Origin of the sequence: Actinoplanes sp. NPDC023936 (assembly GCF_040639325.1) — a bacterium.
Classification (GTDB): Bacteria; Actinomycetota; Actinomycetes; order Mycobacteriales; family Micromonosporaceae; genus Actinoplanes.
The window spans coordinates 40,007-65,314 of sequence record NZ_JBEZZR010000019.1 but is presented as its reverse complement, the minus strand read 5'-3'; the positions used below and the strand labels follow the sequence as shown (position 1 = coordinate 65,314).

The following is a 25,308-nucleotide window of genomic DNA, read 5'->3' as shown; positions in this document are numbered from 1 at the left end:
CCTAGGAGGAACGGCGGCCGAGCACCACGACGACGAGGGCCGGCACGGCGAGAACGAGCAGTGCGGTGAGGATGACGCGGAGCGCCAGTTCCGGGATGAAGGTCCAGACGGCGGCGATGGCCAGCAGCGTCACGACCGCGATGCCGATCCGCTCACGGCGGCTGCGGTGGTAGAGCCGCCCGTTGCGCCCGAACCGCGGAGTCAGGTCGCGCTTGACCTGCCGGAGACGGCTGCGGCGGGCGACCTTCCGCGCCCGGACCGCCTTCTCCTTCTCCAGGACGGCGAGCCTCTCGGCCCGCCGTCGCGCGCGTTCCTTGCTCACCCCAGGCCTGCGACCCAGTTGCGGAGCAGCAGGTAGCCGGCGTCCGACGATTTCTCCGGGTGGAACTGCGCGGCGCTGAGCGCGCCGGCTTCCACCACGGCGACGAACGGCAGGTCATGGCTTGCGGTGGTCACCGTGGCGCCGGCCTCGGCCAGCAGATCAAGATCTTGGGCAGCGTACGAGTGGACGAAGTAGAACCGCTCGTCTCCGGCGAGACCGGCCAGCAGCCGTGAGTCCCGCGGCACTTCCACGGTGTTCCAGCCCATGTGCGGGATCCGCTCGGCGGAGAGCTTGGTGACCGAGCCGGGGAGCAGCCCGAGCCCTTTCGACTCCACGCCGTGCTCGACACCGGAGTCGAACAGGATCTGCATGCCGACACAGATCCCGAGCACCGGACGGCCGGCCGCGACCCGTTCCGCGATCACCGGTCCGGCGTTCAGCGCCTCGATCCCGGCCATGCAGGCCGCGTACGCCCCGACGCCCGGCACCACCAGGCCGTCCGCCTCGGCAGCCGCGGCGAGGTCGCTGGTCACCGTCACGTCGGCGCCGGTACGCGCGACCGCCCGCTCCGCCGACCGCAGGTTCCCCGACCCGTAGTCGAGGATGACGACGTTCTTACCCATCACGCGTCCCCCATCGGCCACCAGGCGAACCCGCCGGCCGTGGCGAGCGCCGCCAGCACACCGGTCAGCCCGATGCTGAACCGGGTGGCTCCCGACTTGACCAGCTGGATCACGCCGCCGACCAGGATGCCGGCGATCGCGAACAGAACCAGCGAGATCACAGCACCCCCTTGGTGGACGGCAGCGCCCCGGCGTTGCGGGGGTCGATCTCGACGGCTTCGCGCAGCGCCCGGGAGAACGCCTTGAACTGCGCCTCCACCACGTGGTGCGCGTCCGGGTGGCCGCCCGGACGGCAGGCGCGCAGCACGTCAACGTGCAGCGTCGCCCTCGCCGCGTGGCCGAACGCCTCGAAGATGTGCCGGGTCATGCTCGTCGCGTAGACCGGCCCGATGTACGGGGTGAGCAGCGGCTCGTCGTGCACCACGTAGGGCCGGCCGGAGAGGTCCACGGCGGCCCGCACGAGCACCTCGTCCATCGGGATGGTGGCCGACCCGTACCGCCGGATGCCCCGCTTGTCGCCGAGCGCCTGCGCGAACGCCTCGCCGAGCGCGATCGCGGTGTCCTCCATGGTGTGGTGCGAGTCGATCTCCAGATCGCCTTCGGTACGCACCAGCAGGTCGAACCCGCCGTGCTTGGCGAGCTGGTTGAGCATGTGGTCGTAGAACCCCACGCCGGTGTTCAGATCGCCCTTGCCGGTGCCGTCGAGGTCGATCTCGATCAGCACCTTGGTCTCGTTGGTGACGCGTTCGATACGCGCGGCACGGGTCACGACAGGATCTCCTCGGCGGCGTTCAGGAAAGCGGTGGTCTCGGATTCAGTGCCGGCGGTGACCCGCAGCCAGCCGGGCAGGCCCACGTCGCGGATCAGCACACCGCGATCGAGGAAGGCCTGCCAGGCGGCTTTCTGGTCGTCGCCGGTGGCGAACAGCACGAAGTTGGCGTCCGAGTCGGCGACCCGCACGCCACGGGCGCGCAGGGTGTCCACGATCCGGTCGCGCTGCTCCTTGATCTGCTCCACGGTGGCGAGCAGCGACGCCCGGTGCACGACAGCGGCCCGTGCGGCGGCCTGGCTGATCGCGGAGAGGTGGTACGGCAGCCGGACCAGCTGCACGGCGTCCACCACGGCCGGGTCGGCGGCGAGGTATCCCAGCCGGCCGCCGGCGAAGCCGAACGCCTTGCTCATCGTGCGGCTCACCACCAGACGCGGGTGGCCCGGCAGCAGCGCCAGCGCGCTGGGCGTGCCGGGCCGGGCGAACTCGGTGTACGCCTCGTCGACGATCACCATGCCCCGCGAGGTCGCCAGGATCGCGTCGATCACCGCCGGGTCCAGCGCGGTGCCGGTCGGGTTGTTCGGCGAGCAGACGAAGACCAGGTCCGGGTCGTGTTTCTCGATGTCGGCCACCGCGTGCTCGGGCGCGAGCCCGAAGTCGGGGTCGCGCCGGGCGCCGATCCAGCGGGTGCCGGTGCCCTGCGCCAGCAGCGGGTGCATCGAGTACGACGGGCCGAAACCCAGCGCCGACCGGCCGGGGCCGCCGAACGCCTGCAGCAGCTGCTGCTGCACCTCGTTGGAGCCGTTCGCCGCCCACACGTTCGCCGTGGTGAGGCCGTGGCCGAGGTATCCGGCCAGTTCGCTGCGGAGCGCTGTCGCGTCGCGGTCGGGGTACCGGTTCAGGTCACGCAGCTCGGCCTGCACGGCCTTGCTGATCGCCTCCACCACGTCGTCCGGCACCGGGTACGAGTTCTCGTTGGTGTTCAGCCGGACCGCGACGTCGAGCTGCGGCGCGCCGTACGGCGTCTTGCCGCGCAGATCGTCCCGGATCGGCAGATCGTCAATGGTCGTCATCGCGGGAACCGAGCCTTAACCGCATCACCGTGCGCGGGCAGATCTTCGGCGGTGGACAGGGCCACCACATGCCCCGCCACGTCCTTGAGGGCGGCCTCGTCGTACTCGACGACGTGGATGCCGCGCAGGAACGACTGCACCGACAGGCCGGACGAGTGCCGCGCGCAGCCGCCGGTGGGCAGCACGTGGTTGGAGCCGGCCGCGTAGTCGCCGAGCGACACCGGCGACCAGGCGCCCACGAAGATCGCACCGGCGTTGCGGACCCGCAGAGCCCACTCCCGGGCGTCCCGCGTCTGGATCTCCAGGTGCTCCGCCGCGTACTCGTCCACGACGCGGAGACCCTGCTCCAGGTCGTCGACCAGCACCACACCGGACTGCTCGCCGGTCAGCGCCGTCCGTACCCTCTCGTCGTGTTTGGTGTTCGTCACCTGCACGGCGAGCTCCGCCTCGACCGCGTCGGCCAGGGCCGGCGAATCGGTGACCAGCACGCTCGCGGCGAGCGGGTCGTGCTCGGCCTGGCTGATCAGGTCGGCCGCGACGTGCCGCGGGTCGGCGGTCTCGTCGGCGAGGATCGCGATCTCGGTCGGACCGGCCTCGGCGTCGATCCCGACCACGCCGCGGAGCAGGCGCTTCGCGGCGGTCACCCAGATGTTGCCGGGCCCGGTGATCACGTCGACCGGCTCGCAGTGCTCGAAGTCGCCGGCGCCGGCTGAGTCGTCCGAGGCGGCCACGCCACGCGAGCCGTAACCGAGCATCGCGATCGCCTGGGCGCCGCCGACCGCGTAGACCTCCGTCACACCGAGCAGCGCGCAGGCGGCCAGCACCCGCGCGTCCGGCAGGCCGTCGTTGGCGACCTGCGGCGGCGACGCGACCACCAGGCCCTCGACGCCGGCCTCCTGGGCGGGCACCACGTTCATGACCACGGTGGACGGGTAGACGGCCAGGCCGCCCGGCACGTAGAGGCCGACCCGGCGGACCGGCACCCAGCGCTCGGTCACCGTGCCGCCCGGCACCACCGTGGTGGTGACGTCGGTGCGACGCTGGTCACGGTGCACCTTGCGGGCCCGCTTGATCGCCTCGAGCAGCGCGGCGCGCACGTCGGCGTCGAGCGTCTCCTCGGCCGAGGCGATCGCCTCGGCCGGAACACGCAGGCGCTCCAGCCGCACGCCGTCGAATTTCTCGGTCGCCTCCCGGATCGCGCTGAACCCATGCTGATGGACCGCCTCGACGACCGGGCGGATCCGCTCGACGGCAACCGAGACGTCGAGCTGGGCACGGGGCAGCAGGCCGCGCGGGTCACGGGAGGAGCCGCGCAGGTCGATCCGATTCAGCACACGCCTAGTCTAGGCGGCACCCGGCTCGACACCCGACGGCGACGCCCCCGGCCCAGGCGTTGGGACACGCCGGGTTGACCAAGGAGGGTCGGCGACTAGGCTGAACGCGTGAGCGATCGGCTGCCGGTCTTCCCGCTGAGCACGGTGCTCTTTCCCGGCCTGGTGCTGCCCCTGCACATCTTCGAGGAGCGCTACCGCGCGCTCGTCCGGGAGCTGGTGGCCCAGTCCGCGGACGAGCCCCACGAGTTCGGCGTGGTCACCCTCCGGCACGGCAGCGAGGTGGCGCCCGACCCCGGCGACGGTCCGGCGGCGGTGGCGCCCCCGGTCCGGGCCGAGGACATGTACGAGGTGGGCTGCACCGCCGAGCTGCGGCACGTCACCGAGTTGCCGGACGGGCGGTTCGACATCATGACTGTCGGGCGCCGCCGGTTCACCGTGCTCGGCGTCGAGCAGGGCCCCGAGCCGTACCTGTGCGCCCGGGTCCGCTGGCTGGCCGACGAGGACCAGGTGGACGAGTCCGCTCACCTGCTGGCGCCGCGGGTGCTGACCGCGTTCCGGGCGTACCTGGAGCTGCTGCGGCCGAACAGCGAGATCCTGGACCAGGTGCCGGACGACCCGACCGTGCTGTCCCACCTGGTCGCCGCGACCGCGCAGCTGACCGTGGAGGAGCGTCAGCTGCTGCTCGCCACGCCGGACACGGCGAGCCGCCTGCGCACCGAGCTGCGGCTGCTCAACCGCGAGTCGGGGTTACTGGCGCGGGTCCGCGCTGTCCCGGTCCCGCTCTCCGATCTCGCTCGGCCCGCCAGCCCCAACTGAGTACGGCGGGTGGTTCGGGCCGTAACCGGGCTGCGCGCCGGGCTGGTCCAGATCCGGGTCGTTCGACCAGCCGGCCAGCAGGGTGAGCACGATCGCCGCCGCGAACGCCGGGACCAGCGTCGGGCCGAGCGAGTGCACCTCCGGCGGCGCGAGGTAGCCGGCGCCCTGCGCCGCCGTGGCACGCCACTGCTGGTACGCGTCCCGGCCGATCATCTCGCCGATCCAGGGCGCCACTCCGTACCCGGCGAGGAACGTCCCGGCGACCACCGCGAGCAGCAGGAACGGTCCGCGGTCGCGGCGCAGCAGCAGCCAGGCGCCGAGCGCGGCGAGCACCCCGAACGCGAGACCGAGCAGCGTGAACCAGCCGTCGGCCGCGATGTACTGCTCGGGTGACGGGTCGTTGACCACGATCCCGTTGTCGCCGGCGTCGACCACCGGCACGCCCGGGGCGATCCACGCCCAGAGCAGGCCGAGCGGCGCGCCGAGCGCGGTGATCACCGCGAACGTGACGACCGTGACGGTCAGGGTCCGCCGCACCGGACGGCGGCTGCCGCGCTGCACCCGCCACCACGGCGACGGGCGCCACCGCGGCGCGCCGGGATCGTAGGGCGGTTCGCTGTCACTCGGTTGCACCCTACGATCCTTCCAGATCAGCGCCGGTCGTCGGGCGACGGTCAGGCGACGGCCGACGGGCCGAGAATCATCTTGAGGTCGGCCCGCAGCGCCGGGGTCGGCGCGACCCGTACCCCGCCGAGGCGCATCACCGTGGTGCGGCTGCCGTTCTGCAGGTGGACGTGCACCTCGGTGTCCCCGGGGTGACTGATCAGGATCTCTTTCAGCTCGTCCACGAGCGGCGGCGTGCACCGGGTGATCGGCATGGTCAGGGTGACCGGCTTGCTGTCCGGGTTGCTGGTGATGTCCGGGATGGACATGTCCATCGCCATGATCCGCGGGGTGTCGTCGCGCCGGTCCACCCGGCCCTTGACCACCACGATCGCGTCCTCGGCGATGTACTGCCCGACCAGCTCGTAGGTGTTCGGGAAGAACAGCGCCTCGACGCCGCCGGCCAGGTCCTCCAGGGTGGCCGAGGCCCAGGCCCGGCCCTGCTTGGTGATCCGGCGCTGCACGCCGGTGAGGATGCCGGCGAGCGTGACGACCTGGCCGTCCGGGACCGAGCCCTCCTCGTTGAGCGCCGCGATGCTGGTGTCCGCCGCGTTCTGCAGCAGCACCTCCAGGCCGGCGAGGGGATGGTCGGAGACGTAGAGGCCGAGCATCTCGCGCTCGAAGGCGAGCTTGTCGCGCTTGTCCCACTCGGAGTCGCCGATCACCGGCATCGCGACCGTCGACGAGACCCCGCTGTCGGTGTCGCCGAACGCGCCGAACAGGTCGAACTGACCGGCCGCCTCGTTGCGCTTGACGTCCGCGTACGCGTCGATCGCCTCGGCGTGCACGGCGAGCAGCCCCTTGCGGCTGTGTCCCATCGAGTCGAACGCGCCCGCCTTGATCAGCGATTCGATGGTCCGCTTGTTGCAGGCCACCGCGTCCACCTTGGAGAGGAAGTCGTAGAAGTCGGCGTAGTCGCCTTTCTCCTTGCGGCAGCGGGCGATCGCCTCCACCACGTTGCCGCCGACGTTGCGGACCGCGCCGAGGCCGAACCGGATGTCGGTGCCGACCGGGGTGAACGGCCCGGCGGACTGGTTCACGTCCGGCGGCAGCACCTGGATGCCCATCCGCCGGCACTCGGCCAGGTAGACCGCCATCTTGTCCTTGTCGTCGCCGACGCTGGTCAGCAGGCCCGCCATGTACTCGGCCGGGTAGTGCGCCTTGAGGTACGCCGTCCAGTAGGAGACCAGCCCGTACGCCGCGGAGTGCGCCTTGTTGAACGCGTAGCCGGCGAACGGCACCAGGACGTCCCAGACCGCCTGGATCGCCTCGTCGGAGTACCCGTGCTCGCGGCAGCCGTCGCGGAACGGCACGAACTCCTTGTCGAGGATCTCCTTCTTCTTCTTACCCATGGCGCGGCGGAGCAGGTCGGCCTGGCCGAGCGTGTAACCGGCGAGGATCTGCGCGGCGCGCTGCACCTGCTCCTGGTAGACGATCAGGCCGTAGGTCGGCTCCAGGATCTCCCGCAGCGGCTCCTCCAGCTCCGGGTGGATCGGGGTGATCTCCTGGAGCTTGTTCTTGCGCAGCGCGTAGTTGGTGTGCGAGTCGACACCCATCGGGCCGGGCCGGTACAGCGCCAGGACCGCGGAGATGTCCTCGAAGTTGTCCGGTTTCATCAGCCGCAGCAGGGACCGCATCGGGCCGCCGTCGAGCTGGAAGACGCCCAGCGTGTCACCGCGGGCCAGCAGGTCGTACGCCGCCTTGTCGTCCAGCGGCAGAGCGAGCAGGTCCAGGCCGTTGCCGTGGTTGAGCTCGATGTTCTTCACGGCGTCGTCGAGGATGGTCAGGTTCCGCAGGCCCAGGAAGTCCATCTTCAGCAGGCCGAGCGTCTCGCAGGTCGGGTAGTCGAACTGCGTGATGATCACGCCGTCGCTGGCCCGGCGCATGAGCGGGATGTGGTCGATGATCGGCTCGGCCGACATGATCACGCCGGCGGCGTGCACACCGGTCTGCCGGATCAGTCCCTCGATGCCGCGGGCGGTGTCGATGACCTTCTTGACGTCCGGGTCGGTCTCGTACAGGCCGCGGATCTCACCGGCCTCGTTGTAGCGCTTGTCGTCCTTGTTGAAGATGCCGCCGAGCGTGATGCCCTTGCCCATGACGTCCGGGGGCATGGCCTTGGTGATCTTGTCGCCGACCGCGAACGGGTACCCGAGAACCCGGGCCGAGTCCTTGATCGCAGCCTTCGCCTTGATCGTTCCGAACGTGGCGATCTGGGCGACCTTGTCGTCGCCCCACTTCTCCGTGACGTACCGGATCACCTCACCGCGCCGGCGCTCGTCGAAGTCGATGTCGACATCGGGCATCGAGACACGCTCGGGGTTGAGGAACCGCTCGAAGATCAGGCCGTGCGGCAGCGGGTCCAGGTCGGTGATGCCCATCGCGTACGCGACGAGCGAACCGGCCGCCGAGCCACGGCCCGGTCCCACCGCGATGCCGTTGTTCTTGGCCCACTGGATGAAGTCCGCGACCACCAGGAAGTACGCCGGGAAGCCCATCTGGATGATGACGCCCAGCTCGTACTCCGCCTGTTTGACGTGGGTGTCCGGGATCCCGTCCGGGAAGCGCCGGCGCAGGCCCTCGAAGGCCGTGTGCCGGAAGTACTCCTCCTCGGTGAAGCCGTCCGGGATCGGGAACCGGGGCATCAGGTTCTTGAACGTGAACATCCCGTCGGTGTCCACCTTCTCGGCCACCAGCAGCGTGTTGCGGCAGCCCTCCTGCCACGCCTCGGAGGAGTCCACCGCACGCATCTGGTCGGCGGACTTCACGAAGTAGCCGTTGCCGTCGAAGCGGAACCGGTTCGGGTCGGCGATGTTGCTGCCGGTCTGCACGCAGAGCAGCACGTCGTGCGCCTCGGACTGGGACTCGTAGACGTAGTGCGAGTCGTTGGTCACCAGCGGCTTTATGCCGAGCTTCTTGCCGATCTCCAGCAGGCCGTCCCGGACGCGCTTCTCGATCGACAGACCGTGGTCCATGATCTCCAGGAAGTAGTTGTCCTTCCCGAGCGCCTCCTGGTACATCGCCGCGGACTTGAGCGCCTCGTCGAACTGGCCCAGCCGCAGGCGGGTCTGCACGGCGCCGGACGGGCAGCCGGTGGTGCCCATGATGCCCTCGGCGTGCTCCGCGATGATGTCGAAGTCCATCCGCGGGTACTTGCCGAGCTGGCCCTCGATGGAGCCCCTCGAGTTGAGCCGGAACAGGTTCTTCAGCCCGACCGCGTTCCGCGCCCACATGGTCATGTGCGTGTACGCACCGTTACCGGAGATGTCGTCGCTCTTTTGTTCTGGACGACCCCATTTGATCCGGTTCTTGGTCAGCCGGGACTCCGGAGCGACATACGCCTCGACACCGATCACCGGGATCAGGTCGGCCGCTTTCGCCTGCTTGTAGAAGTCGTACGCGCCATGCATGTTGCCGTGGTCGGTGATCGCCGCGGCCGGCATGCCAAGTCGTTTCGCCTCCGCCAGAAGGTCCTTGATCCGGGCGGCCCCGTCGAGCATCGAATACTCAGTGTGAACATGAAGATGCACGAACGAGTCGGACACCCGGACCCCCCTGTAAGTCGACGGCCCAGAATATTACTCGGCGAACGGCTCCAGCATGGTCGCCGCCGCACGAAGCCATGCCTGCCGGGTGTCGGCTTGCAGATCCCCGTACTCGATCGAGGAGCCGACCTCCAGCGCCGGGTCGTAGGGCACGACCGCTACCGCGCGGGTCCGCGTGGCGAAATGCCTCTTGAAATCCTCGAGCAGCGGCAGGTGACCCGGCGACGGACAGGAGATCAACGTCACGGCGTTGGCCACCATGTCGCCCATCCCGCTCTCCTCGAGCACGTCCAGCATCCAGTCGGCGGTGAACGCCGCGTCCTCCCGGGGCACCGTGGTGATCACCAGCTGGTCGGCGGTCCGCATCACCGTCTGCCAGTTGACGCTCTCCACGTTGTTGCCGGTGTCCACGCAGATGACGTCGTGGGTGCGCCGCAGCAGGTCCATCACGCGCCGCACGGTGGCCTGGTCCAGCCGCTGGGCGAACCGCGGGTTCTCCTCGCCGGCGAGCACGTCGTAGGAGCCGTCGGAGGCGTGCCGCAGGTAGGCGTCGAGCTCCTGCAGCAGCGCGTCCCCGTGCAGGTTCTCGATCCGCATCAGGTCGGCGAGCAGGTGCTTTATCGTCCGGGCGTGCCGGGCGCTGCCGGCCCGCAGGCCGAGCGTGCCGCGCAGCTCGTTGTCGTCCCAGGCCAGCACGCCCCGGCCGCGCACACTGCCGACGGTGGCCGCGGCGAGCACTGTCGCGGTGGTCTTGTGGACGCCGCCCTTCGGGTTGGCGAACGCCAGCACCCGCGGCTTGCCGAGCTTGCGCCGCAGCACCGCGGCGGCCCGGTCCGTGCCGTCGTCGCTGCGCGTCTGCCGCCACTCGATCCGGGCGGCCGCGGGGGCCGCCGGGGAGATCGGCGCCGGCTGCGCGGCGGGAATGCGCGGCGCGGCCTGCGGGGGCACCACCGGGCCCTGGGCGGCCGGATTGCGGGGGTACGCCGGAGCGGGCGGCGCCGGCGGGTAGGCGCCCGCCGGCACGGCCGGGGGCTGCACCGCGGGCGGCGGAGGCGTCACGGGTGGAGCCGGCGAGTACGCCGTGCCCGAGTACCCGCCGGCAGCGGGCGGCGGATAGCCGTTGGCCGGCGGCGGCGGATAGCCGTTCGCGGGCGCCGCGTAACCACCGGCCGGATAGTCGCGAGCCGGCGCCGCGTACCCCTGACCGGCCGCGCCGTAATCCCGGGCCGGCGCCGGCGGCGGCGTCTGAGCCGGCGGCGGTGCGGCACGCCCGCCCGGCTCGAAGAAGCTGCTCGGCTGTTCCTGGTCGCGCCGGGCCTGCCAGCGCGGGTCGAGCGGGTTGATCGGCCGCTGCGGCACCTGGCGCGGCTCGGCCGGCGGCTCCGGAGCACGGCGGTCGAGACCCTGCCGCTCGGAACGCTCGGCACGCGGGTCGAGCGGGTTGAACGGCCGCCGCTCCACTCCGGCAGCGGCCCGCCCCGGCGGCTGCTGACCCCACGGCGACTGCTGCGCCGGCGGTTCCTGCTGCTGCGGAGTCTCCTCCGGCTCGTCACTGCGGCTGCCATGCCGAGCCCGGTCGAGCAGCGCCCGCCAGCGCGGGGCTGGTTCCGCAGGCCGGCCCCAGCCGGTCTCGGTCCCGTCCACGGCTCGTCCTCTCTGCGCCTACCCGATGGTCAATCCTCGGCGATGGTCCACGGCGAAGTTCTCACCGGATGGGCGATGTTCCCGCCCGACTGACAGGCTACGGACGAGAACCCTATTCGGGCCACCGGCCGACCGCCCATCTCGCGGTCAATCTTGATCACATAGCGGCACGCTGGTCGTGCACGTGCATCCGGCCGAACGTTTCGCAGTCGGAAAACCTAACGTCCGGAGCGGCCGGTGGATGCTCCTTCAGAGGGTTTCCCCACCGTCCCGAACAGCGATCAACCCGTCGCGAACAGGACTCGCGTCCGCCGCCGAGGGTACGGCACGCTCACCCGCGGAGGGGAGTACGGACACCGGCGGGGCGGCAGCCGAACTTTCGGGTGAGGCGGATGTCACAGGGTCCACGACGGACGACGGTATCGGCGCGGGTGTGGTCTCGGCAACGGCCGGCGACGCGGAAGGCAGGACGGGTGCCGACGGCTGCGCGGAGGGTGACGCCGACGGCTGCGCGGAGGACGGCGACGACGGCTGCGCCGAGGCGGTTCCGGTCTCCTCGGGCAGGGGCGGGCGGAACTCCGTACGCTCCAATTCCCGCACCTCCGGCGCCGGATCGACGGCCCGGACCACCGGGGTCCCGGCCAGGCCGCTCAGCACGGCCGGGGCGGCCCGCACCACCGCGGCGAAGACACAGTCGCAGCCGGCCCGATAGGCGGCCGCCTCCTCCGCCGCGGTATGCGCGGCCGTCCGGTACGCGGCCCGCAGCCGTTGCTCGTTGTGGCCGTCGCCGGTCAGCGCGCGACTGAGCTGCTCGTACTCGGCCTGCTCCTGATCGCGGGCGACCGCCGCGGCGAGCATCCCGTCGATCACGTCACCGGGCAGCCGGCGCACCGGGATCCGGGTGATCGGAGTGCGGGCGTCCGCGAGCGGCACCCGCACGTAGACCTGGGCGACCGTCGCGCCGGCCAGCAGCGCGGGCAGCAGGCCGGGCGCGGCGTAGGACCGCAGCGACACCAGCGCCCAGGTCTCCGCCGCCCCGGGCAGGGCCGCCACCTCGTGCCGCGCGGCGTCCAGGTAACCGTCGACCGACTGGCCCTCGACCACGCCCACCCGGACCACCTCGCCGGAGACCTCGCCGCTGGGCAGCTCACGGTCCGCCAGGATCATCGTCGAGATCATGGTCACGATAGCGGCCAGCGCCACACCGGCCATGATCACTGACCGGAGCGAGCCGCTCCCGAACCTGAGGAGCGCCCGCAGACGATACGCGGGGCCCACGCTGCACTCCCGATCTTCAGCTGCCGTCCTCCAGGACGTCCAGCGCGTATTTCAGGTCGTCAGGGTAGTCGCTGACGAAACGGACCTCATCGTGCGTCCGGGGATGAAGAAATGCCAGTTCGCGGGCGTGCAACCACTGACGGTCCAGTTTCAGCCGGGCTGCCAGGGTGGGGTCGGCGCCGTAGGTCAGGTCGCCCACGCACGGGTGCCGCAGCGCGGAGAAGTGCACCCGGATCTGATGGGTACGGCCGGTCTCCAGCCGCACGTCGACCAGGCTGGCCGACCGGAACGCTTCCAGGGTGTCGTAATGAGTGACGCTCGGCTTGCCGCCGGACATCACCGCGAACTTCCAGTCCGAGCTCGGGTGCCGGTCGATCGGGGCGTCGACGGTGCCGCGCAGCGGATCCAGGTGCCCCTGGACCACGGCGTGGTACCGCTTCTCCACCTCGCGCTCCTTGAACGCCCGCTTCAGCGCCGTGTAGGCCAGCTCGGTCTTCGCGACCGCCATCAGCCCGGTGGTGCCGACGTCGAGCCGGTGCACAACGCCCTGCCGCTCGGCCGCACCGGTGGTCGCCACGTTCTGGCCCATCGCGGCCAGCCCGCCGATCACGGTCGGTCCGGTCCAGCCCGGGCTCGGGTGCGCCGCGACACCGACCGGCTTGTCCACCACGACGATGTCGTCGTCGCTGTAGATGATTTTCATCCCGTGCACCGGCTCGGCCACCACGACCGGGGCGGCGGCCGGCGCGGGAAGCGTGACCTCCAGCCAGGAGCCGGCGTTCACTTTCTCGGATTTCGCCCGGGCCACGCCGTCGACCAGCGCGTCACCGGCCTCGACCAGATCGGCCGCCGCCGTGCGTGACAGCCCGAAGAGACGGGAGACCGCCTGGTCCAGGCGCATGCCGTGCAGGCCGTCCGGCACCGGCAGAGATCGCTGCCCACTCATGCCGTCTTCTCCTCGGTGCTCTTCTTCTTGACGCTGACCCGGCTGCCGTCCCGTTGCCTGCCGGTCAGTTCCAGCAGGACCGCAAGCACCACGCCGACGCTCAGGCAGCTGTCGGCGATGTTGAAGATCGCGAAGTACTGCCCGTTCGGCCCGAACACGCTGATCATGTCCACCACGTGGCCGTGCAGGAAGCTCGGTGCCCGGAACAGCCGGTCGCCGAGATTGCCCAGCGCGCCACCCAGCACCAGGCCGAGCGCGATCGCCCAGGGCAGCGACCGCAGGCGGCTCGCCATCCAGCCGATCCAGCCGACCACGACGAGCGTGATCAGCGGGAAGACCCAGGTGTAGTCGCTACCCAGGCTGAACGCCGCGCCGCCGTTGCGGAACAGCGACAGATAGACCAGCCCACCGAGGATCCGGACCGGCTCGCCCGGTTCCAGGTTCTCGGTGGAGAGGTGCTTGACCCACTGGTCGACCGCGACGGCGATCACAGCTGTCGCGGCCAGCACGGCCACGGCGCGGGGGGCGAACCGCGGTTTCACGGTCGCCGGCTCATCGGCGTTCAGCGTCGTTCCTCCAACTGCTTGCATGAGACACAGAGCGTCGCGGACGGGAACGCCGCCAGCCGCTCGACCGGAATCTGGTTACCGCACTTCTCACACCAACCGTAATTGCCCGACCCGAGCCGATCGATGGCGCGTTCCACCTGTGTGATCCGCTCGAGCAGGTTGTTGGCCAGCGTGATCTCCTGCTCCCGCTCGAACGTCTTGGTGCCGGTGTCGGCCTGGTCGTCCCCGGCCGAGTCGGCGAGCCGCTCGCGCTGCAACTCGGTGATCTCGCTGAGCGACTGATCGTACTCGGCCTGCAGCTCGGTGAGCCGCGCGACCAGAGCCTGCCGGATCTCCTCGGTCTCCGCCGCGCTGCGGCTCCGCTCCGCAGCGGACGAACCGGACCGGACTTCGGTTGCCTTGGCCATCGTCGCTCCCTCGGCCGCGCTCGGCGCGCGGCGACAGCGGTCTCCGGGATCCGCGCGGTTTCGTCCCCGCGGGTCCCCTGGTCTGTTCCCGTGCTCCCGGGACGGATCCCCGGCCGTGATCTTCCCCCACCTGCACAAACGGCGCGGCAAGAAACAGCCGCGCACGCGTGAGGGTGGCAAGGATACGGAAGGTGAGGTGCCCCGACAACCCACCATCCCACCCGCTTGGCGACAAACCGGCTGAAACGAGTCAGGAGGTCGTCGGATAACTGACGATACACCGATGGTGATCCGGCACTTACCAACAGTTATTGAAGGAGCGCGGTAAGACGCTGCTCCCAATCCCGGTCCGCGGCGGTGACGGTGAACACCTTGTCCCGGCTGGTCGCGCCGATCCGCAGTTCCACCTCGGCGGGACGGACACCGAGCGCGTCGGCGAGGGCTCGGCGGACGGCTTCGGTGGCCCGGCCGTCGACGGCGGGCGCGCTGACCGCGACGATCAGGGCGGGGCCGTGCGGGCCGTCATACCGCCCACCGACCCGGTTCCGCCCCGCGCCGGGCCGCACCCGCACCGCGACGGAATCCCCCGAGCTGCTCACCGGGCGGTTGCCGCGGCTCACTGCGAGCTCGATGCCGGGCGGTCGCGGCGGCTCGATGCCAGGCGGTCGCGGCGGCTCGATGCCGGGTCACGGCGACTCAGTGCCAGGCGGTCGCGGCGGCTCAATGCCGGGCTCGATACCGGGCGACCGCGGCGACTCGATGCCGGGCTCAATGCCGGGCGACCGCGGCGACCAGCCGGTCCACCGGCCGGCACAGGCCGCACGGGCTGAAACCGAGCTCGACCGCCTCGTTCGCCGGCAGCGGCTCGGTCAGCCGGCCGACCAGGTGCGGGCAGTCCGCCAGGTGATAGCGCGGACGGCCGTCGACCACCAGCACTTCGGCGTCGAGCCGGGCCACCAGGACCGCGTCGGCCGGCCGCACCGACTGCGGCAGCGGCTCGTCGTCCGGGTCGTCGTCATCCGGCTCGCCGAACTCGTCGGCGGCGGCGTCCCCCGCCGGCACGCCATCCGGGCCGAACGCGGCATCCGAGCCCATCCCAGCAGCCGAGCCCATCCCGGCGGCCGAGCCACGGGCAGCGTCCGGGCCCAGCCCGGCAGCCGAACCGCGGTCGGCATCCGGACCCAGCGCGGCATCCGGATCCAGCGTGGCATCCGGGCCCCGGGTGCCGTCCGGACCCCGCGGAGCATCGTCAGCACGTCCCGCGTCTGCGGCCTGTGCCGTCTCGGCCGGGCGGCGCCAGGACGGATCCTCGGACTCCGGCGCGCGGGAGGCGCCGATCGTGGAGGAGGCATGGTCGTAGTCCGCGCCGGCCGGCTCGGCTCGGGAAGCATCGAATTCAGGGGCCGAGTCAGATTCGGCATAGTCTGCGGCAGGGGACGAAACACCACCGCGCTCCGCCGCGAAATGCTCCGCCGAGTCCCGCTCCCCGGCCCACCGGGCCCGGTCCGCATCCGACATATCGGTCAGGTCCGGGTCGTCATCGGCCGGCAACCGGTCGGCGGGCGCCGCGGCGCCAACCTGATCGGCGAAGTCGGATTCGGCTGCGAACGCCGTCCCGGGCGAGGCAGAATTTCCGGCGTAGGAGTCCTCGCCCCCGGCGTACTGAGCGGACTCGGCGTACTGGGCGGACTCGGCGTACTGGGCAGAGTCGGCATACTGGGCGGACTCGGCGTACCCGGCGGAGTCCGTGTACTCGGCGGAGTCCGTGTACTGCGGCGTCTCCGGTTCCGGGCGCCGGCTACGAGGCGGGGCCTCGGAGAAGCGTTCCCGGGACTCCTGTGCCGCGCTGCGGCGAGCCGCGGCCTGGCGCGCACCGAGAACCAGTGCGGCCGAGACCAGCAGGCTGACCACGATCGAGGCTATGAGCAGGTTGCTCGATCCGTTGATCAGACCGAGCGCGAGAAACACCACCGCGACGGGGATGAGCAGGAGACTAGCAACGATCATGGCTCATCCTCGTCGCGGTACGGTTTCTCGATCGCGGTGCCGGGGGTTGCCGGTCAGCGACCCGATTCGATGGAGTTGGTCCGGCCGCCGTACGAACCGGCGAGGCCCGCAGCGGCGAGGCCGCCGGAACCGCCCACCGCGCGGCTGGCATCGGCCCTGGTCAGCTCGGCCTCCAGGCCCTGACCACGACCGTCCAGGTCACGCAGCTGGCTCTCCAGGTACGCCTTCAGCCGGGTGCGGTACTCCCGCTCGAACTGCTTCAGCTCCTCGATGTGCTTCTGCAGCGCGGTCCGCTTGGCGTCCAGGCCGCCCATGGCCTCCTGGTGCCGCTGACGCGCGTCGCGCTCGAGGGCGTCGGCCTTGGCCCGGGCCTCACGGGTGACCTCTTCGGCCTTGGAACGGGCGTCGGAGAGGAGCTTGTCGGCCTCGCGGCGGGCGTCCGCCACGTGGTCGTCAGCCGTGCGCTGGGCCATCATCAGCACCCGCAGCGCCTGCTGCTCGCCGTCGGCGGCGCTCGGGCCGGCGCCGGGGCCGGGGCCCTGCGCGCGGAGCTGCTCCAGCTCGGCCTGCATCTGACGCGCGGCCTGCTCGGCCGCCGACTTGTCCCGCTGCACCCGGTCGAGCTGGGCTTTCAGGTCGTTGAGCTCGGCCGCGAGGCGGGGGTCGGCACCCGGGACGGCTGGTGCGCCACCCCGGCCGCCGCGCTCCACCTGGGCGCGCAGCTCGTTGTTCTCCTCGATCAGACGGGCGAGTTCGCGCTCCACCTCGTCAAGGAAAGCGTCGACCTCCTCCTCGTCATACCCCCGCTTGCCGATCGGGGGCTTCTTGAAGGCGACGTTATGAACGTCGGCCGGGGTCAGCGGCATCGAAACTCCTCGGGTCAGTCGCGGCCGCGGTTGGGGCTGCTGTCTAGCTGTAACTGATGATCAGTGGACGTAGCACGAACTCCATGAGCACGAACAGGATAACCAGCAGCACGATGGAAGCCAGGTCCAAACTCACGTTACCAATGCGCAGCGGTGGGATCACACGCCTCAACGCCTTAAGGGGCGGATCCGTGACGCTCCACACCGATTCGAGTCCGGCCGAGGCACCCCGGCTGGGCTGCCAGCGCCGTCCGTACTGGAGCACCGCACCCAGCACGAACCTGGCCAGCAGCACCATGTAGAGGAGGTACAGCACGACATAGAGAATCTGGAACACGATCGACAGCACGTTCGGCGGATCCCTCGTTCGGGTCAACTCTGAGTGAAGAAGCCGCCCTCAGCGATTTTGGCCTTGTCCTCCGCGGTGACCTGGACATTCGCCGGTGAGAGCAGGAAAACCCGGTTGGTCACGCGCTCGATCGTACCCCGCAGGCCAAACGCCAGCCCGGCGGCGAAGTCGACGAGCCGGCGGGCGTCGGATTCATCCATCTCGGTGAGATTGATGATTACCGGCACACCGTCGCGGAAATGCTCGCCGATCGTGCGGGCCTCCCGGTACGTGGTGGGGTGCAGCGTGGTGATCTGGTAACGCTGCTCCTCCTCCACCGGACGCGGCTGGACCTGGGGCTGAACCTGCGGCTGCGGCTTGAGCGCCAGGTTCTCCCGGGTCGAGTAGCTCATGGCGTTGCTCTGCTCCGGCGCCGGCTGCGGACGGGTGATGGAACGCACGCTCGCCCGATCGAGGCGCTCGCTCTCCTCCCGGTCCAGGTCGGCGCGGGCGGCGGAGAGCCGGTCGAGCCGGCTGCGGTCGGACCGCGCGCGGGGAACGGCGCGCTCGTCCTCGTCCTCGTCCTCGGCGAACTCGTCGGCGTACCGATCGCTGGAGTAGCGCTCCCGGTCACGCTCGCGCCCGCGGTCACGATCCCGGTCACGGTCGCGGTCACGGTAGGAGCTCTCCCGGTAGCCGCGGTCGTCATACCCGCGCTCGTCGTCTTCCTCGACGAGGCCGAGCCAGACGCCGGCCTTACGCAACGCGCTCATGCCCCCACCTCCGTGTCCGCTGTGCGGCCCGCGCCCCCTTGGCGTGCCGCGTCCCCCCTTGTGCGAGCCGAACACACGGATCCGATTCGGACCCACGACTCGCCGCGACGCTGCGTCGTCGGACGCGGCGGCCACCGTGATGGGAATCCGTCGCGCAAAACAACACCTGTGTAGTTTGCTGCCCGGCGCAAGGCTACCGCAGCGAGTTTCGCATCCCGAGTAAAGATGTACCGATCCGTACGTGTGTCGCACCGTGCCGGACGGCCGCCTCGAGATCCCCGCTCATGCCCGCGGAGACCGTCGTGGCGCCCGGATGCCGTTCCCTCAAACGCCCTGCCAGGACGGCAAGCCGCTCGAACGCGCGATCCGGGTCCCAGCCCAGCGGCGCCACAGCCATGACGCCGGCGAGCCGGAGACCGTCCGATGAGGTCACCGTGTCGGATACCCGCCAAAGATCATCTTCAACCACGCCGCCGCGCGCCGGGTCGCCGTCGATGCTGATCTGGATCAACACGTCGAGCGGGATCTCGCGGTCCTCGGCGGCCCGTCCCAATGCGACGGCCAGCCGCTCCGAGTCGACCGACTCGACCACGTCGGCGTACCTGATCACCGACTTCGCCTTGTTGCGCTGCAACTGGCCGACGAAGTGCCAGCGCGGCCGCACGCCCTCGGCGGACACCGCGGCCGCCTTGGCGGCCGCTTCCTGATCCTTGTTCTCCCCGACGTCGGTGACGCCGAGCCCGGCGAGCAGCACCACGTCGCTCGCCGGGTACGTCTTCGTCACAGCGGTCAGGATGACGCTCTCCACCGGCCGGCCGGCGGCCTCACAGGCCCGCGCGATCCGGCCTCGTACCTCGACAAGATTGGCGGCGAGCTCAGCCCGCCGCCCTCCATCATGTTCCATCAGCAGTGCTCAGGAGCCGTTCTTCAGGAAGTCCGGCACGTCCACGTCGTCGAAGAGCACCCGGCGCGGCGGCGGCGTGGTCGCGGCCGGCTGGACCGGCGGCGGGGTCACCGGCGTGCTGACCGGCGGCGTGGTGGGCTGCGGCACCACCTTGCGCACCGGCTCGGCCGGCTTGTACGAGGGCGTTCCCCCGTCGAAGCCCGCGGCGATCACGGTGACCCGCACCTCGTCGCCGAGCGCGTCGTCGATCACCGCACCGAAGATGATGTTGGCGTCCGGGTGGGCCGCGTCGGTGACCAGCTGCGCCGCGTCGTTGATCTCGAACAGGCCGAGGTCCGAACCGCCGGCGATGGAGAGCAGCACGCCGCGCGCGCCGTCCATGCTCTGCTCCAGCAGCGGGCTGGAGATGGCCCGCTCGGCCGCCTCGACCGCACGGTTGTCGCCGCGCGCGCTGCCGATGCCCATGAGCGCGCTGCCGGCGTTGCTCATGACGCTCTTCACGTCCGCGAAGTCCAGGTTGATCAGACCCGGCGTGGTGATCAGGTCGGTGATGCCCTGCACACCGGAGAGCAGGACCTGGTCGGCCTGACGGAACGCGTCCATCATGCTGATCCCGCGGTCGCCGAGCGCGAGCAGCCGGTCGTTCGGGATCACGATCAGCGTGTCGCACTGGTTGCGCAGCTCGTCGATGCCGGCCTCGGCCTGGACCTGACGCCGCTTGCCCTCGAACGAGAACGGGCGGGTGACCACGCCGATGGTGAGCGCGCCGAGCTTGCGGGCGATGTTCGCCACGACCGGAGCGCCACCGGTGCCGGTGCCGCCGCCCTCGCCGCAGGTGACGAAGACCATGTCGGCGCCCTTGAGCACCTCTTCGATCTCGTCCCGGTGGTCCTCGGCGGCGTTCTTGCCGACCTCGGGCTGCGCGCCCGCGCCGAGGCCGCGCGTCAGTTCCCGGCCGACGTCGAGCTTCACGTCGGCGTCGCTCATCAGCAGCGCCTGGGCATCGGTGTTGATCGCGATGAACTCAACGCCCTTGAGCCCAACCTCGATCATGCGGTTCACTGCGTTCACGCCACCGCCGCCGATGCCGACGACCTTGATGACCGCAAGGTAGTTGTGTGGAGGTGTCATCGGTGTCCAGCCTTCCCTTCCAGGGTGGGCGAATGTCGACGGCCCCTGCGGTCCTTCGAAATTCCGCACTTCGCCATCCGCTGCCGTACAAGGGAGGGCGAGGAAACCCTCACCCTCTACTAGAGGTTTAGAGTTATGTCAACTACTCGAACCTCTCGACGCAACGTAAGCAATACATCTGCTGCGACCAAAGACCCCGAGCGGCGTGTCGCCCGCCGCTTACGTGGCGAGTATCCGACTCACCCGTAACCTTAGTCGGTTTATTACGTTTGCACCGCTTGTCCGTTTAAATCGTGTATTTACCGAATAGTCACGACCGTCGGGGCGCTCACGTCGATCTCGTCGCCCTTCTGGCCCAGCAGCTCGGTCGCCACCTTGCTCTTCTCGTCGCTCTTGGTGTCGTCGCCCCAGATGACGACACGACCCTTCCGCAACTCCAACCGGATCTTCACCGGCGAGGGGACGGCCACCGCGACGACTTGTTTGCGAAGTTCGTCACTGAGCGACTCCAGCACGGTCAGCGCCGACTCGGTGTTCTCGTCCAGCGGACCGGGTTTCGCGAGGCGGGCCAGCGGCAGCCCGGCCGGCTGCTCGGCGACCGCCCGGAACGGCACACCGTCGTCGTCGATCAGGATGAAGCCCTGCCGGGCCGGCACCGCCGCGACAGCGGACCGCTCCACCACCTCGATCACCACGGTCGACGGCCAGCTCCGGCTGACCACCACCCGGTCCACGGCCGGCAGACCGCGGACCCGGGCGCCGGCGGCGCTCAGGTCGACCCGGGCCAGCGGCCGGTCCGGCGGGATCGCGGCGGCCGCGCGCACCTGCTCCTGGCTGAGCAACTCGGCGCCGACCACCTCGACGGTGCGCACACCGAGCACCGAGGTGCCGTAGACCAGCCAGACCAGGAGCCCGGCGACCAGCAGCACGCCGGCGGCGATCAGCCACGGCATCGCGGCCCGCAGCTTGCGCTGCCGGGCCCGGGCCATGAACCGGCGAGCCGACGGCGGCACGGCGTCCGGGTCGGCCCGGACCAGCCGCCAGTTCCGCGAGCCTGCGCCGGCCACGGTCAGCGGGCCGGGTCCGGCAGCTGGTCCGCCTCGGCGAGCGCGGCCAGCAACTCGTCACCCATCAGCGAGATCGGCGGCGCGCCCATCGTCACCACCACGTCGCCGGGGCGGCTGCGGCGCACCACCTCGGCCGGCACGTCGTCCCAGTCCGGCACGAAGACCTTGCGGTCCTCCGGCAGGTCGATCGCGGCGGTCAGCGCCCGGCCGCCCTCGCCCGGCCCGCGGGTCTCCCCCGGGCCGAACACCTCCATGCAGATCACCTCGTCGGCGACCGCGAGGCCCTCGGCGAGCTCGGCCTGCAGGTCACGGGTGCGGTACACCCGGTACGGCTGGAAGACCACCAGCAGCCGCCCGTCGCCGGCCACCTCGCGCAGCGTCCGCAGGGCCGCCTTCACCGAGGTCGGGTGGTACGCGTACTCGTCGTAGACCCGCACCCCGGCGGCGATGCCCTTGCGCTCGAACCGCCGGCGGACACCCGGGAACGACTCCAGGGCCTCGATCACCTTGTCCAGCGGCAGGCCCAGTTTCAGGGCGGTCAGCACGGTCGCCGCGCTGTTCAGCCCCATGTGCTTGCCGGGCAGCGCCAGCTTGATCTCGCCGAGCGGCTTGCCGTCCAGCGACGCCTGGTAGCGCACACCGCTCGTCGACGAGACGATGTCGCTGATCCGCAGGTCGGCGCCCTCCGACTCGCCGTACGTGTAAACGGTCTTGCCGTTGGCCCGGAGCCCGGCGATCAGCTCCTCGGTGCCCGGCCCGTCCGCGCAGGTCACCACGAAGCCGTCGGCGAGGGAGCCGAACTCCAGGAAGCCCGCCTTCAGCGAGTCCAGGTCGCCCCAGTTGTTGAGATGATCACCCTCGATGTTCGTGATGATCGCGACATGCGGCCGGTAGATCAGGAACGACTTGTCGCTCTCGTCGGCCTCGACCACGAAGTGCGGCCCGGTGCCGTGGTGCCCGGCCGCGCCGGCCGCGGAGATCTCGCCGCCGATCACGAACGACGGGTCCTGCCCGGTGTGCTGCAGGATCACCGTCATGATCGAGGTGGTGGTGGTCTTGCCGTGGGTGCCGGCGATCGCGATGCTCTGCCGGTTCGTCATGGCCGCCGCGAGCGCCTCGGAGCGGTGCAGGACCCGCAGGCCACGGCGGCGCGCCTCGGCGAGCTCGATGTGCTCGTACGGAATCGCGGTCGAGTAGACGACCGTGTCGACACCGTCCAGGTTCGACTCCACGTGCGACATGTGCACGGTGCCGCCGAGCGCCCGCAGCGCCGCCAGAGCCGGCCACTCCCGCAGCTCGCTGCCGGAGACCGGAACGCCCCGGGTCAGCAGCAGGCGGGCCAGGCCGGCCATGCCGACCCCGCCGATGCCGATCAGATGCACACTGCCCAGGTCCTCGGCGGTCAACTCACCGGCCGGCGTCAGCTCCGCCGTGTTCACAGATCCACTCCCTCGACGAACTCCAGAAAAAGCATCAGCTCACCGCTTCGAGGACGTAGCGCAGCAGCGCCTCGTCGCCGTCCCGCCGCCCGTACTGTGCCGCCGCCGCGCCCATCTGGCCGAGCCGCTGCCGGTCCCGGGCCAGCGGGATGATGTTGCGTTCGATCCAGTCCGGGGTCAGCTCGCTGTTGTCCACCAGCAGGCCGCCGCCGGACTCCACCACGGGCAGCGCGTTGCGGCGCTGCTCCTGGTTGCTGAACGGGTACGGCACGTAGATCGCCGGCATACCGAGCGCCGTGGTCTCCGCCACCGTGATCGCCCCGCCCCGGCAGAGCATCAGATCCGCGGCCGCGTAACCGAGCTCCATCTCGGAGAGGTACGGCACCACCACGTACGGGACCGGCAGGTCGTTCGGCACCTCGAACGGGTCGTTGCGGCCACCCTGCACGTGCAGCACCTGAATGCCGGCGTGCGCGAGCCGTTTCGCGGCCGCGGCGACCGCCAGGTTGATGGTCCGCGCCCCGGACGAGCCACCGGAGACGAAGAGCACCGGCAGGTCCGGGCGGAGCCCGAAGTGGTACAGGGCCTGCGGGCGCAGCGCCGGCCGGTCCATGTGCGTGATGCCGGTGCGCAGCGGAACGCCGACGAGCCGGGCGTTGCGCAGCGACTCGGCCTGCTCCAGCTGGTGCGGGAAACCCACCGCGACCCGCTTGGTGAACTTCATGCCCATCCGGTTCGCGACACCCGCCGGCACGTTCACCTCGTGGATCACGATCGGCAGCTCCCGGCGCCAGGCCGCGAGGTAGGCCGGGACCGACACGTAGCCGCCGAAGCCGACCACCACCTCGGCCTGCACCTCTTCGATGATCTCACCGGCCGCGTGCGCCGACTTGTACATCCGGTCCGGCGTGCGCAGCAGGTCCAGGTTGAGCGCCCGGGGCAGCTGGAACGCCGGGATCACCCGCAGGTCGTACCCGGCCGCCGGGATGAGCTGGTTCTCCATGCCCTTCGGGCTGCCCAGCGTCGTGATCCGGATCTGCGGGAAATGGCGCCGCAATGCGTCGGCGAAGGCGAGCAGCGGATAGATGTGACCACCGGTGCCTCCTCCGGCGAGCACGACCGACCGCAGCTGGCTCATCACCGTCTCCTTCCGTCCCCCACACCCACGGGACCTTTTTTCTGGGCCGGCGGACGCGGCGTTCCCGGCCGCCGCGGCGGGGGAAGCGGCGGCAGCGGGGCCCACACTAGTCGTACCCATCTCGGGGTCGGACGGGCGTTCAGCGCTCGCGCCGCATCCGGCTCCGCGCGAGCGAACGACGCGAGCATGCCGACCGCCGCCATCGTCACCACGAGAGCGGTGCCACCTGCGGAGATGAACGGTAGCGGAAGGCCGGTGATCGGCAGCAGCCCGACCACCCCGCCCATGTTGATCACAGCCTGGGCGACCAGCCACGTGGTGATCGCGGAAGCGGCGAGACGCCGGAACGGGTCGCTGGACCGCCGCGCGATCCGGAAACCCGTGTAGGTCAGCACGGCCAGCAGCACCAGCACCACGGTGCAGCCGACCACGCCGAGCTCCTCGGCCACGATCGAGAAGATGAAGTCGTTCTCGGCCTCCGGCACCCAGCCCCACTTCAGCGCGCCCTTGCCGAGGCCGACGCCGAACCAGCCGCCCTCGAAGATCGCCGAGCGCCCCTGGATGATCTGGTAGCAGGCCTTGTCGATGTCACACTCGCTGAGCGGCGTGAGGAAGCTGGTGAGCCGCTCCAGCCGGTAGTTCGACTCACCCACCGCGCCGGAGCCCGCGCCCCGCGACGCCGCCGCGATCAGCAGACCGACGCCCGCGAGTCCCAGCACGCCGAGCGCCGCGAAGAACCGCATCCGCACCCCGGCCGCCCAGAGCAGGCCCACGATCAGCGCGAGCAGCACCAGCATGGTGCCCAGGTCGTTGTAACCGACGAGCACGAACAGCAGGCCCACCACCGGGAAGAGCGGCATCGCGAGCTCACGCCAGTGCGCCAGTTTCGGCCCCTTGCCGGCGATCACGTCGGCGCCCCAGAGCACCATGCCGACCTTGGCGAACTCACCCGGCTGCAGGCTGACCGGCCCGAAGTACAACCAGTTCAGGTCCGACTTGATCGGACCCAGCTGCCCCGACCCGATCTTGGCCGACTTGAGCGCGTGCAGCACCGCCAGCAGCGCCAGCAGCACGATCGCGATGCCCATGATGTATTTCCCGAGCGTCCGCAGCGTCTGCGCCGGCAGCCGCTGGCACACCCAGAACGCGACGAGCCCCAGCAGCGCGTAGACCGCCTGACTCGAGATCTCCGCGAACGCGTTCCCGTTCTTCGCGTAGGCCTCCACGCTGGTCGCCGAGAACACCATGGTGAGCCCGATCAGCAGCAGCAGCCCGGAACTCGCGATCAGCAGGTAGTAGGACGAGAGCGGTCGCGCCAGCAGCCCGTGCACCGCGGGCAGCAGCTGCCGGCTCAGCGACGGGCGGTCCTTTTGCATACGGTCGTCCGCCATAACCCCATCATCGCCGGATGTCCACGAACCACCCCTTCACCCCCCGGCGTGTCGCCCGCCGACTCTCTCACCCTCAACCCTTCATCAGGTACGGCCGAAGGCCCCTGCCAACCACATCCGAGCCGTCCCCGCCCCCCGGACACCTGACGGCCCCTCCCGCCGGCGCGACCCGCCGCCGGCCCCGGCGCCCCGTCACCCCCACCCCAGTGCCGCGATCTTGGCTACTTGCCAACGCACGGACGTCTTTGCACAGCGGCACAAGATCGCGGCAGGGG

The 25,308-nt window shown here is 70.7% G+C and carries 24 protein-coding genes and 1 pseudogene; 1 reads left to right on the top strand and 24 read right to left on the bottom strand.

What is annotated here, in order from left to right:
• Position 1: 1 nt before the first annotated feature.
• From AB0F72_RS23885 to hisD, 6 genes are read right to left on the bottom strand one after another with little or no spacing between them, the layout of a single operon-like run.
• On the bottom strand, positions 2–322 hold the full coding sequence (locus AB0F72_RS23885; RefSeq protein WP_360435192.1) for a hypothetical protein: 321 nt from the start codon (positions 320–322) through the stop codon (positions 2–4).
• On the bottom strand, positions 319–945 hold the full coding sequence (gene hisH / locus AB0F72_RS23880; protein ID WP_360435190.1) for an imidazole glycerol phosphate synthase subunit HisH: 627 nt from the start codon (positions 943–945) through the stop codon (positions 319–321). Before hisH ends, AB0F72_RS23885 begins: the two co-directional genes overlap by 4 nt.
• The gene (locus AB0F72_RS23875) at positions 945–1,106 is read right to left on the bottom strand and encodes a hypothetical protein (RefSeq protein WP_360435188.1); all 162 of its coding nucleotides are present in this window, start codon (positions 1,104–1,106) and stop codon (positions 945–947) included. Before AB0F72_RS23875 ends, hisH begins: the two co-directional genes overlap by 1 nt.
• Positions 1,103–1,714 carry an imidazoleglycerol-phosphate dehydratase HisB gene (gene hisB / locus AB0F72_RS23870; protein ID WP_360435186.1) on the bottom strand — a complete coding sequence of 204 codons (612 nt, stop codon included), beginning with the start codon at positions 1,712–1,714 and terminating at the stop codon, positions 1,103–1,105. Before hisB ends, AB0F72_RS23875 begins: the two co-directional genes overlap by 4 nt.
• Complete coding sequence (locus tag AB0F72_RS23865; RefSeq protein WP_360435184.1) at positions 1,711–2,787, bottom strand: histidinol-phosphate transaminase; 1,077 nt, start codon at positions 2,785–2,787, stop codon at positions 1,711–1,713. The genes hisB and AB0F72_RS23865 overlap by 4 nt, the downstream gene beginning before the upstream one ends.
• Positions 2,784–4,121: a histidinol dehydrogenase gene (gene hisD / locus AB0F72_RS23860; protein WP_360435182.1), complete on the bottom strand. Its 1,338-nt coding sequence runs from the start codon at positions 4,119–4,121 to the stop codon at positions 2,784–2,786. The genes AB0F72_RS23865 and hisD overlap by 4 nt, the downstream gene beginning before the upstream one ends.
• A gap of 108 nt (positions 4,122–4,229) precedes the next feature.
• Between hisD and AB0F72_RS23855 the strand changes: the two genes are divergently transcribed.
• Positions 4,230–4,937 carry an LON peptidase substrate-binding domain-containing protein gene (locus tag AB0F72_RS23855; RefSeq protein WP_360435180.1) on the top strand — a complete coding sequence of 236 codons (708 nt, stop codon included), beginning with the start codon at positions 4,230–4,232 and terminating at the stop codon, positions 4,935–4,937.
• Here the strand turns inward: AB0F72_RS23855 and AB0F72_RS23850 are convergent.
• The 18 genes and pseudogenes from AB0F72_RS23850 to AB0F72_RS23765 all read right to left on the bottom strand — a co-directional run bounded on the left by AB0F72_RS23850 (position 4,869) and on the right by AB0F72_RS23765 (position 25,033).
• Positions 4,869–5,570, bottom strand: coding sequence for a hypothetical protein (locus AB0F72_RS23850; RefSeq protein WP_360435178.1), 702 nt, complete (start codon positions 5,568–5,570; stop codon positions 4,869–4,871). The two genes, AB0F72_RS23855 and AB0F72_RS23850, sit on opposite strands and share 69 nt — an antisense overlap.
• Positions 5,571–5,611: 41 nt before the next feature.
• Positions 5,612–9,145 (bottom strand): DNA polymerase III subunit alpha, encoded by a 3,534-nt coding sequence (gene dnaE / locus AB0F72_RS23845; RefSeq protein WP_360435176.1) that lies wholly within the window; start codon positions 9,143–9,145, stop codon positions 5,612–5,614.
• A 33-nt stretch (positions 9,146–9,178) separates the two neighbouring features.
• Positions 9,179–10,789: an AAA family ATPase gene (locus tag AB0F72_RS23840; RefSeq protein WP_360435174.1), complete on the bottom strand. Its 1,611-nt coding sequence runs from the start codon at positions 10,787–10,789 to the stop codon at positions 9,179–9,181.
• Between the two features lie 249 nt (positions 10,790–11,038).
• Positions 11,039–12,001 (bottom strand): hypothetical protein, encoded by a 963-nt coding sequence (locus AB0F72_RS23835; protein WP_360435172.1) that lies wholly within the window; start codon positions 11,999–12,001, stop codon positions 11,039–11,041.
• Between the two features lie 82 nt (positions 12,002–12,083).
• A complete protein-coding gene (locus tag AB0F72_RS23830; protein ID WP_360435170.1) occupies positions 12,084–13,013 on the bottom strand; it encodes an RluA family pseudouridine synthase in 930 nt (309 codons plus the stop codon).
• Positions 13,010–13,603, bottom strand: coding sequence for a signal peptidase II (lspA, locus tag AB0F72_RS23825; protein ID WP_360435168.1), 594 nt, complete (start codon positions 13,601–13,603; stop codon positions 13,010–13,012). The genes AB0F72_RS23830 and lspA overlap by 4 nt, the downstream gene beginning before the upstream one ends.
• Positions 13,576–13,989: a TraR/DksA family transcriptional regulator gene (locus tag AB0F72_RS23820; RefSeq protein WP_360435166.1), complete on the bottom strand. Its 414-nt coding sequence runs from the start codon at positions 13,987–13,989 to the stop codon at positions 13,576–13,578. Before AB0F72_RS23820 ends, lspA begins: the two co-directional genes overlap by 28 nt.
• A gap of 308 nt (positions 13,990–14,297) precedes the next feature.
• Positions 14,298–14,609: a DUF167 domain-containing protein gene (locus AB0F72_RS23815; protein WP_360435164.1), complete on the bottom strand. Its 312-nt coding sequence runs from the start codon at positions 14,607–14,609 to the stop codon at positions 14,298–14,300.
• 148 nt (positions 14,610–14,757) lie between these two features.
• Positions 14,758–14,994, bottom strand: a pseudogene (locus tag AB0F72_RS23810) (hypothetical protein); the annotation flags it as partial.
• A gap of 1,055 nt (positions 14,995–16,049) precedes the next feature.
• Entirely contained in the window at positions 16,050–16,862 is an 813-nt protein-coding gene (locus AB0F72_RS23805; RefSeq protein WP_360435162.1) for a DivIVA domain-containing protein, read from the bottom strand.
• Between the two features lie 43 nt (positions 16,863–16,905).
• A complete protein-coding gene (locus tag AB0F72_RS23800; protein WP_014441646.1) occupies positions 16,906–17,211 on the bottom strand; it encodes a YggT family protein in 306 nt (101 codons plus the stop codon).
• Positions 17,212–17,234: 23 nt separating this feature from the next.
• Positions 17,235–17,963, bottom strand: a complete 729-nt coding sequence (locus AB0F72_RS23795; protein WP_360435159.1) for a cell division protein SepF — start codon at positions 17,961–17,963, stop codon at positions 17,235–17,237.
• Between the two features lie 193 nt (positions 17,964–18,156).
• Positions 18,157–18,867: a YggS family pyridoxal phosphate-dependent enzyme gene (locus tag AB0F72_RS23790; RefSeq protein WP_360435157.1), complete on the bottom strand. Its 711-nt coding sequence runs from the start codon at positions 18,865–18,867 to the stop codon at positions 18,157–18,159.
• Between the two features lie 9 nt (positions 18,868–18,876).
• Positions 18,877–19,998, bottom strand: coding sequence for a cell division protein FtsZ (ftsZ, locus tag AB0F72_RS23785; RefSeq protein ID WP_360435155.1), 1,122 nt, complete (start codon positions 19,996–19,998; stop codon positions 18,877–18,879).
• A 299-nt stretch (positions 19,999–20,297) separates the two neighbouring features.
• The gene (locus AB0F72_RS23780) at positions 20,298–21,065 is read right to left on the bottom strand and encodes an FtsQ-type POTRA domain-containing protein (RefSeq protein ID WP_360435153.1); all 768 of its coding nucleotides are present in this window, start codon (positions 21,063–21,065) and stop codon (positions 20,298–20,300) included.
• 2 nt (positions 21,066–21,067) lie between these two features.
• Complete coding sequence (gene murC, locus AB0F72_RS23775; RefSeq protein ID WP_360435151.1) at positions 21,068–22,504, bottom strand: UDP-N-acetylmuramate--L-alanine ligase; 1,437 nt, start codon at positions 22,502–22,504, stop codon at positions 21,068–21,070.
• 34 nt (positions 22,505–22,538) lie between these two features.
• The gene (murG, locus tag AB0F72_RS23770; RefSeq protein WP_360435149.1) at positions 22,539–23,642 is read right to left on the bottom strand and encodes an undecaprenyldiphospho-muramoylpentapeptide beta-N-acetylglucosaminyltransferase; all 1,104 of its coding nucleotides are present in this window, start codon (positions 23,640–23,642) and stop codon (positions 22,539–22,541) included.
• A complete protein-coding gene (locus AB0F72_RS23765; RefSeq protein ID WP_360435147.1) occupies positions 23,642–25,033 on the bottom strand; it encodes a putative peptidoglycan glycosyltransferase FtsW in 1,392 nt (463 codons plus the stop codon). The genes murG and AB0F72_RS23765 overlap by 1 nt, the downstream gene beginning before the upstream one ends.
• Positions 25,034–25,308: the final 275 nt, after the last annotated feature.

Coding starts and splice junctions, on each gene's coding strand:
- hisH (WP_360435190.1), bottom strand. CDS start 945: ATGGGTAAGAACGTCGTCATCCTCGACTACGGGTCGGGGAACCTGCGG.
- AB0F72_RS23865 (WP_360435184.1), bottom strand. CDS start 2,787: ATGACGACCATTGACGATCTGCCGATCCGGGACGATCTGCGCGGCAAG.
- AB0F72_RS23835 (WP_360435172.1), bottom strand. CDS start 12,001: ATGGCCGGTGTGGCGCTGGCCGCTATCGTGACCATGATCTCGACGATG.
- AB0F72_RS23830 (WP_360435170.1), bottom strand. CDS start 13,013: ATGAGTGGGCAGCGATCTCTGCCGGTGCCGGACGGCCTGCACGGCATG.
- lspA (WP_360435168.1), bottom strand. CDS start 13,603: ATGCAAGCAGTTGGAGGAACGACGCTGAACGCCGATGAGCCGGCGACC.
- AB0F72_RS23820 (WP_360435166.1), bottom strand. CDS start 13,989: ATGGCCAAGGCAACCGAAGTCCGGTCCGGTTCGTCCGCTGCGGAGCGG.
- AB0F72_RS23805 (WP_360435162.1), bottom strand. CDS start 16,862: ATGCCGCTGACCCCGGCCGACGTTCATAACGTCGCCTTCAAGAAGCCC.
- AB0F72_RS23795 (WP_360435159.1), bottom strand. CDS start 17,963: ATGAGCGCGTTGCGTAAGGCCGGCGTCTGGCTCGGCCTCGTCGAGGAA.
- AB0F72_RS23790 (WP_360435157.1), bottom strand. CDS start 18,867: ATGGAACATGATGGAGGGCGGCGGGCTGAGCTCGCCGCCAATCTTGTC.
- ftsZ (WP_360435155.1), bottom strand. CDS start 19,998: ATGACACCTCCACACAACTACCTTGCGGTCATCAAGGTCGTCGGCATC.
- murG (WP_360435149.1), bottom strand. CDS start 23,642: ATGAGCCAGCTGCGGTCGGTCGTGCTCGCCGGAGGAGGCACCGGTGGT.
- AB0F72_RS23765 (WP_360435147.1), bottom strand. CDS start 25,033: ATGGCGGACGACCGTATGCAAAAGGACCGCCCGTCGCTGAGCCGGCAG.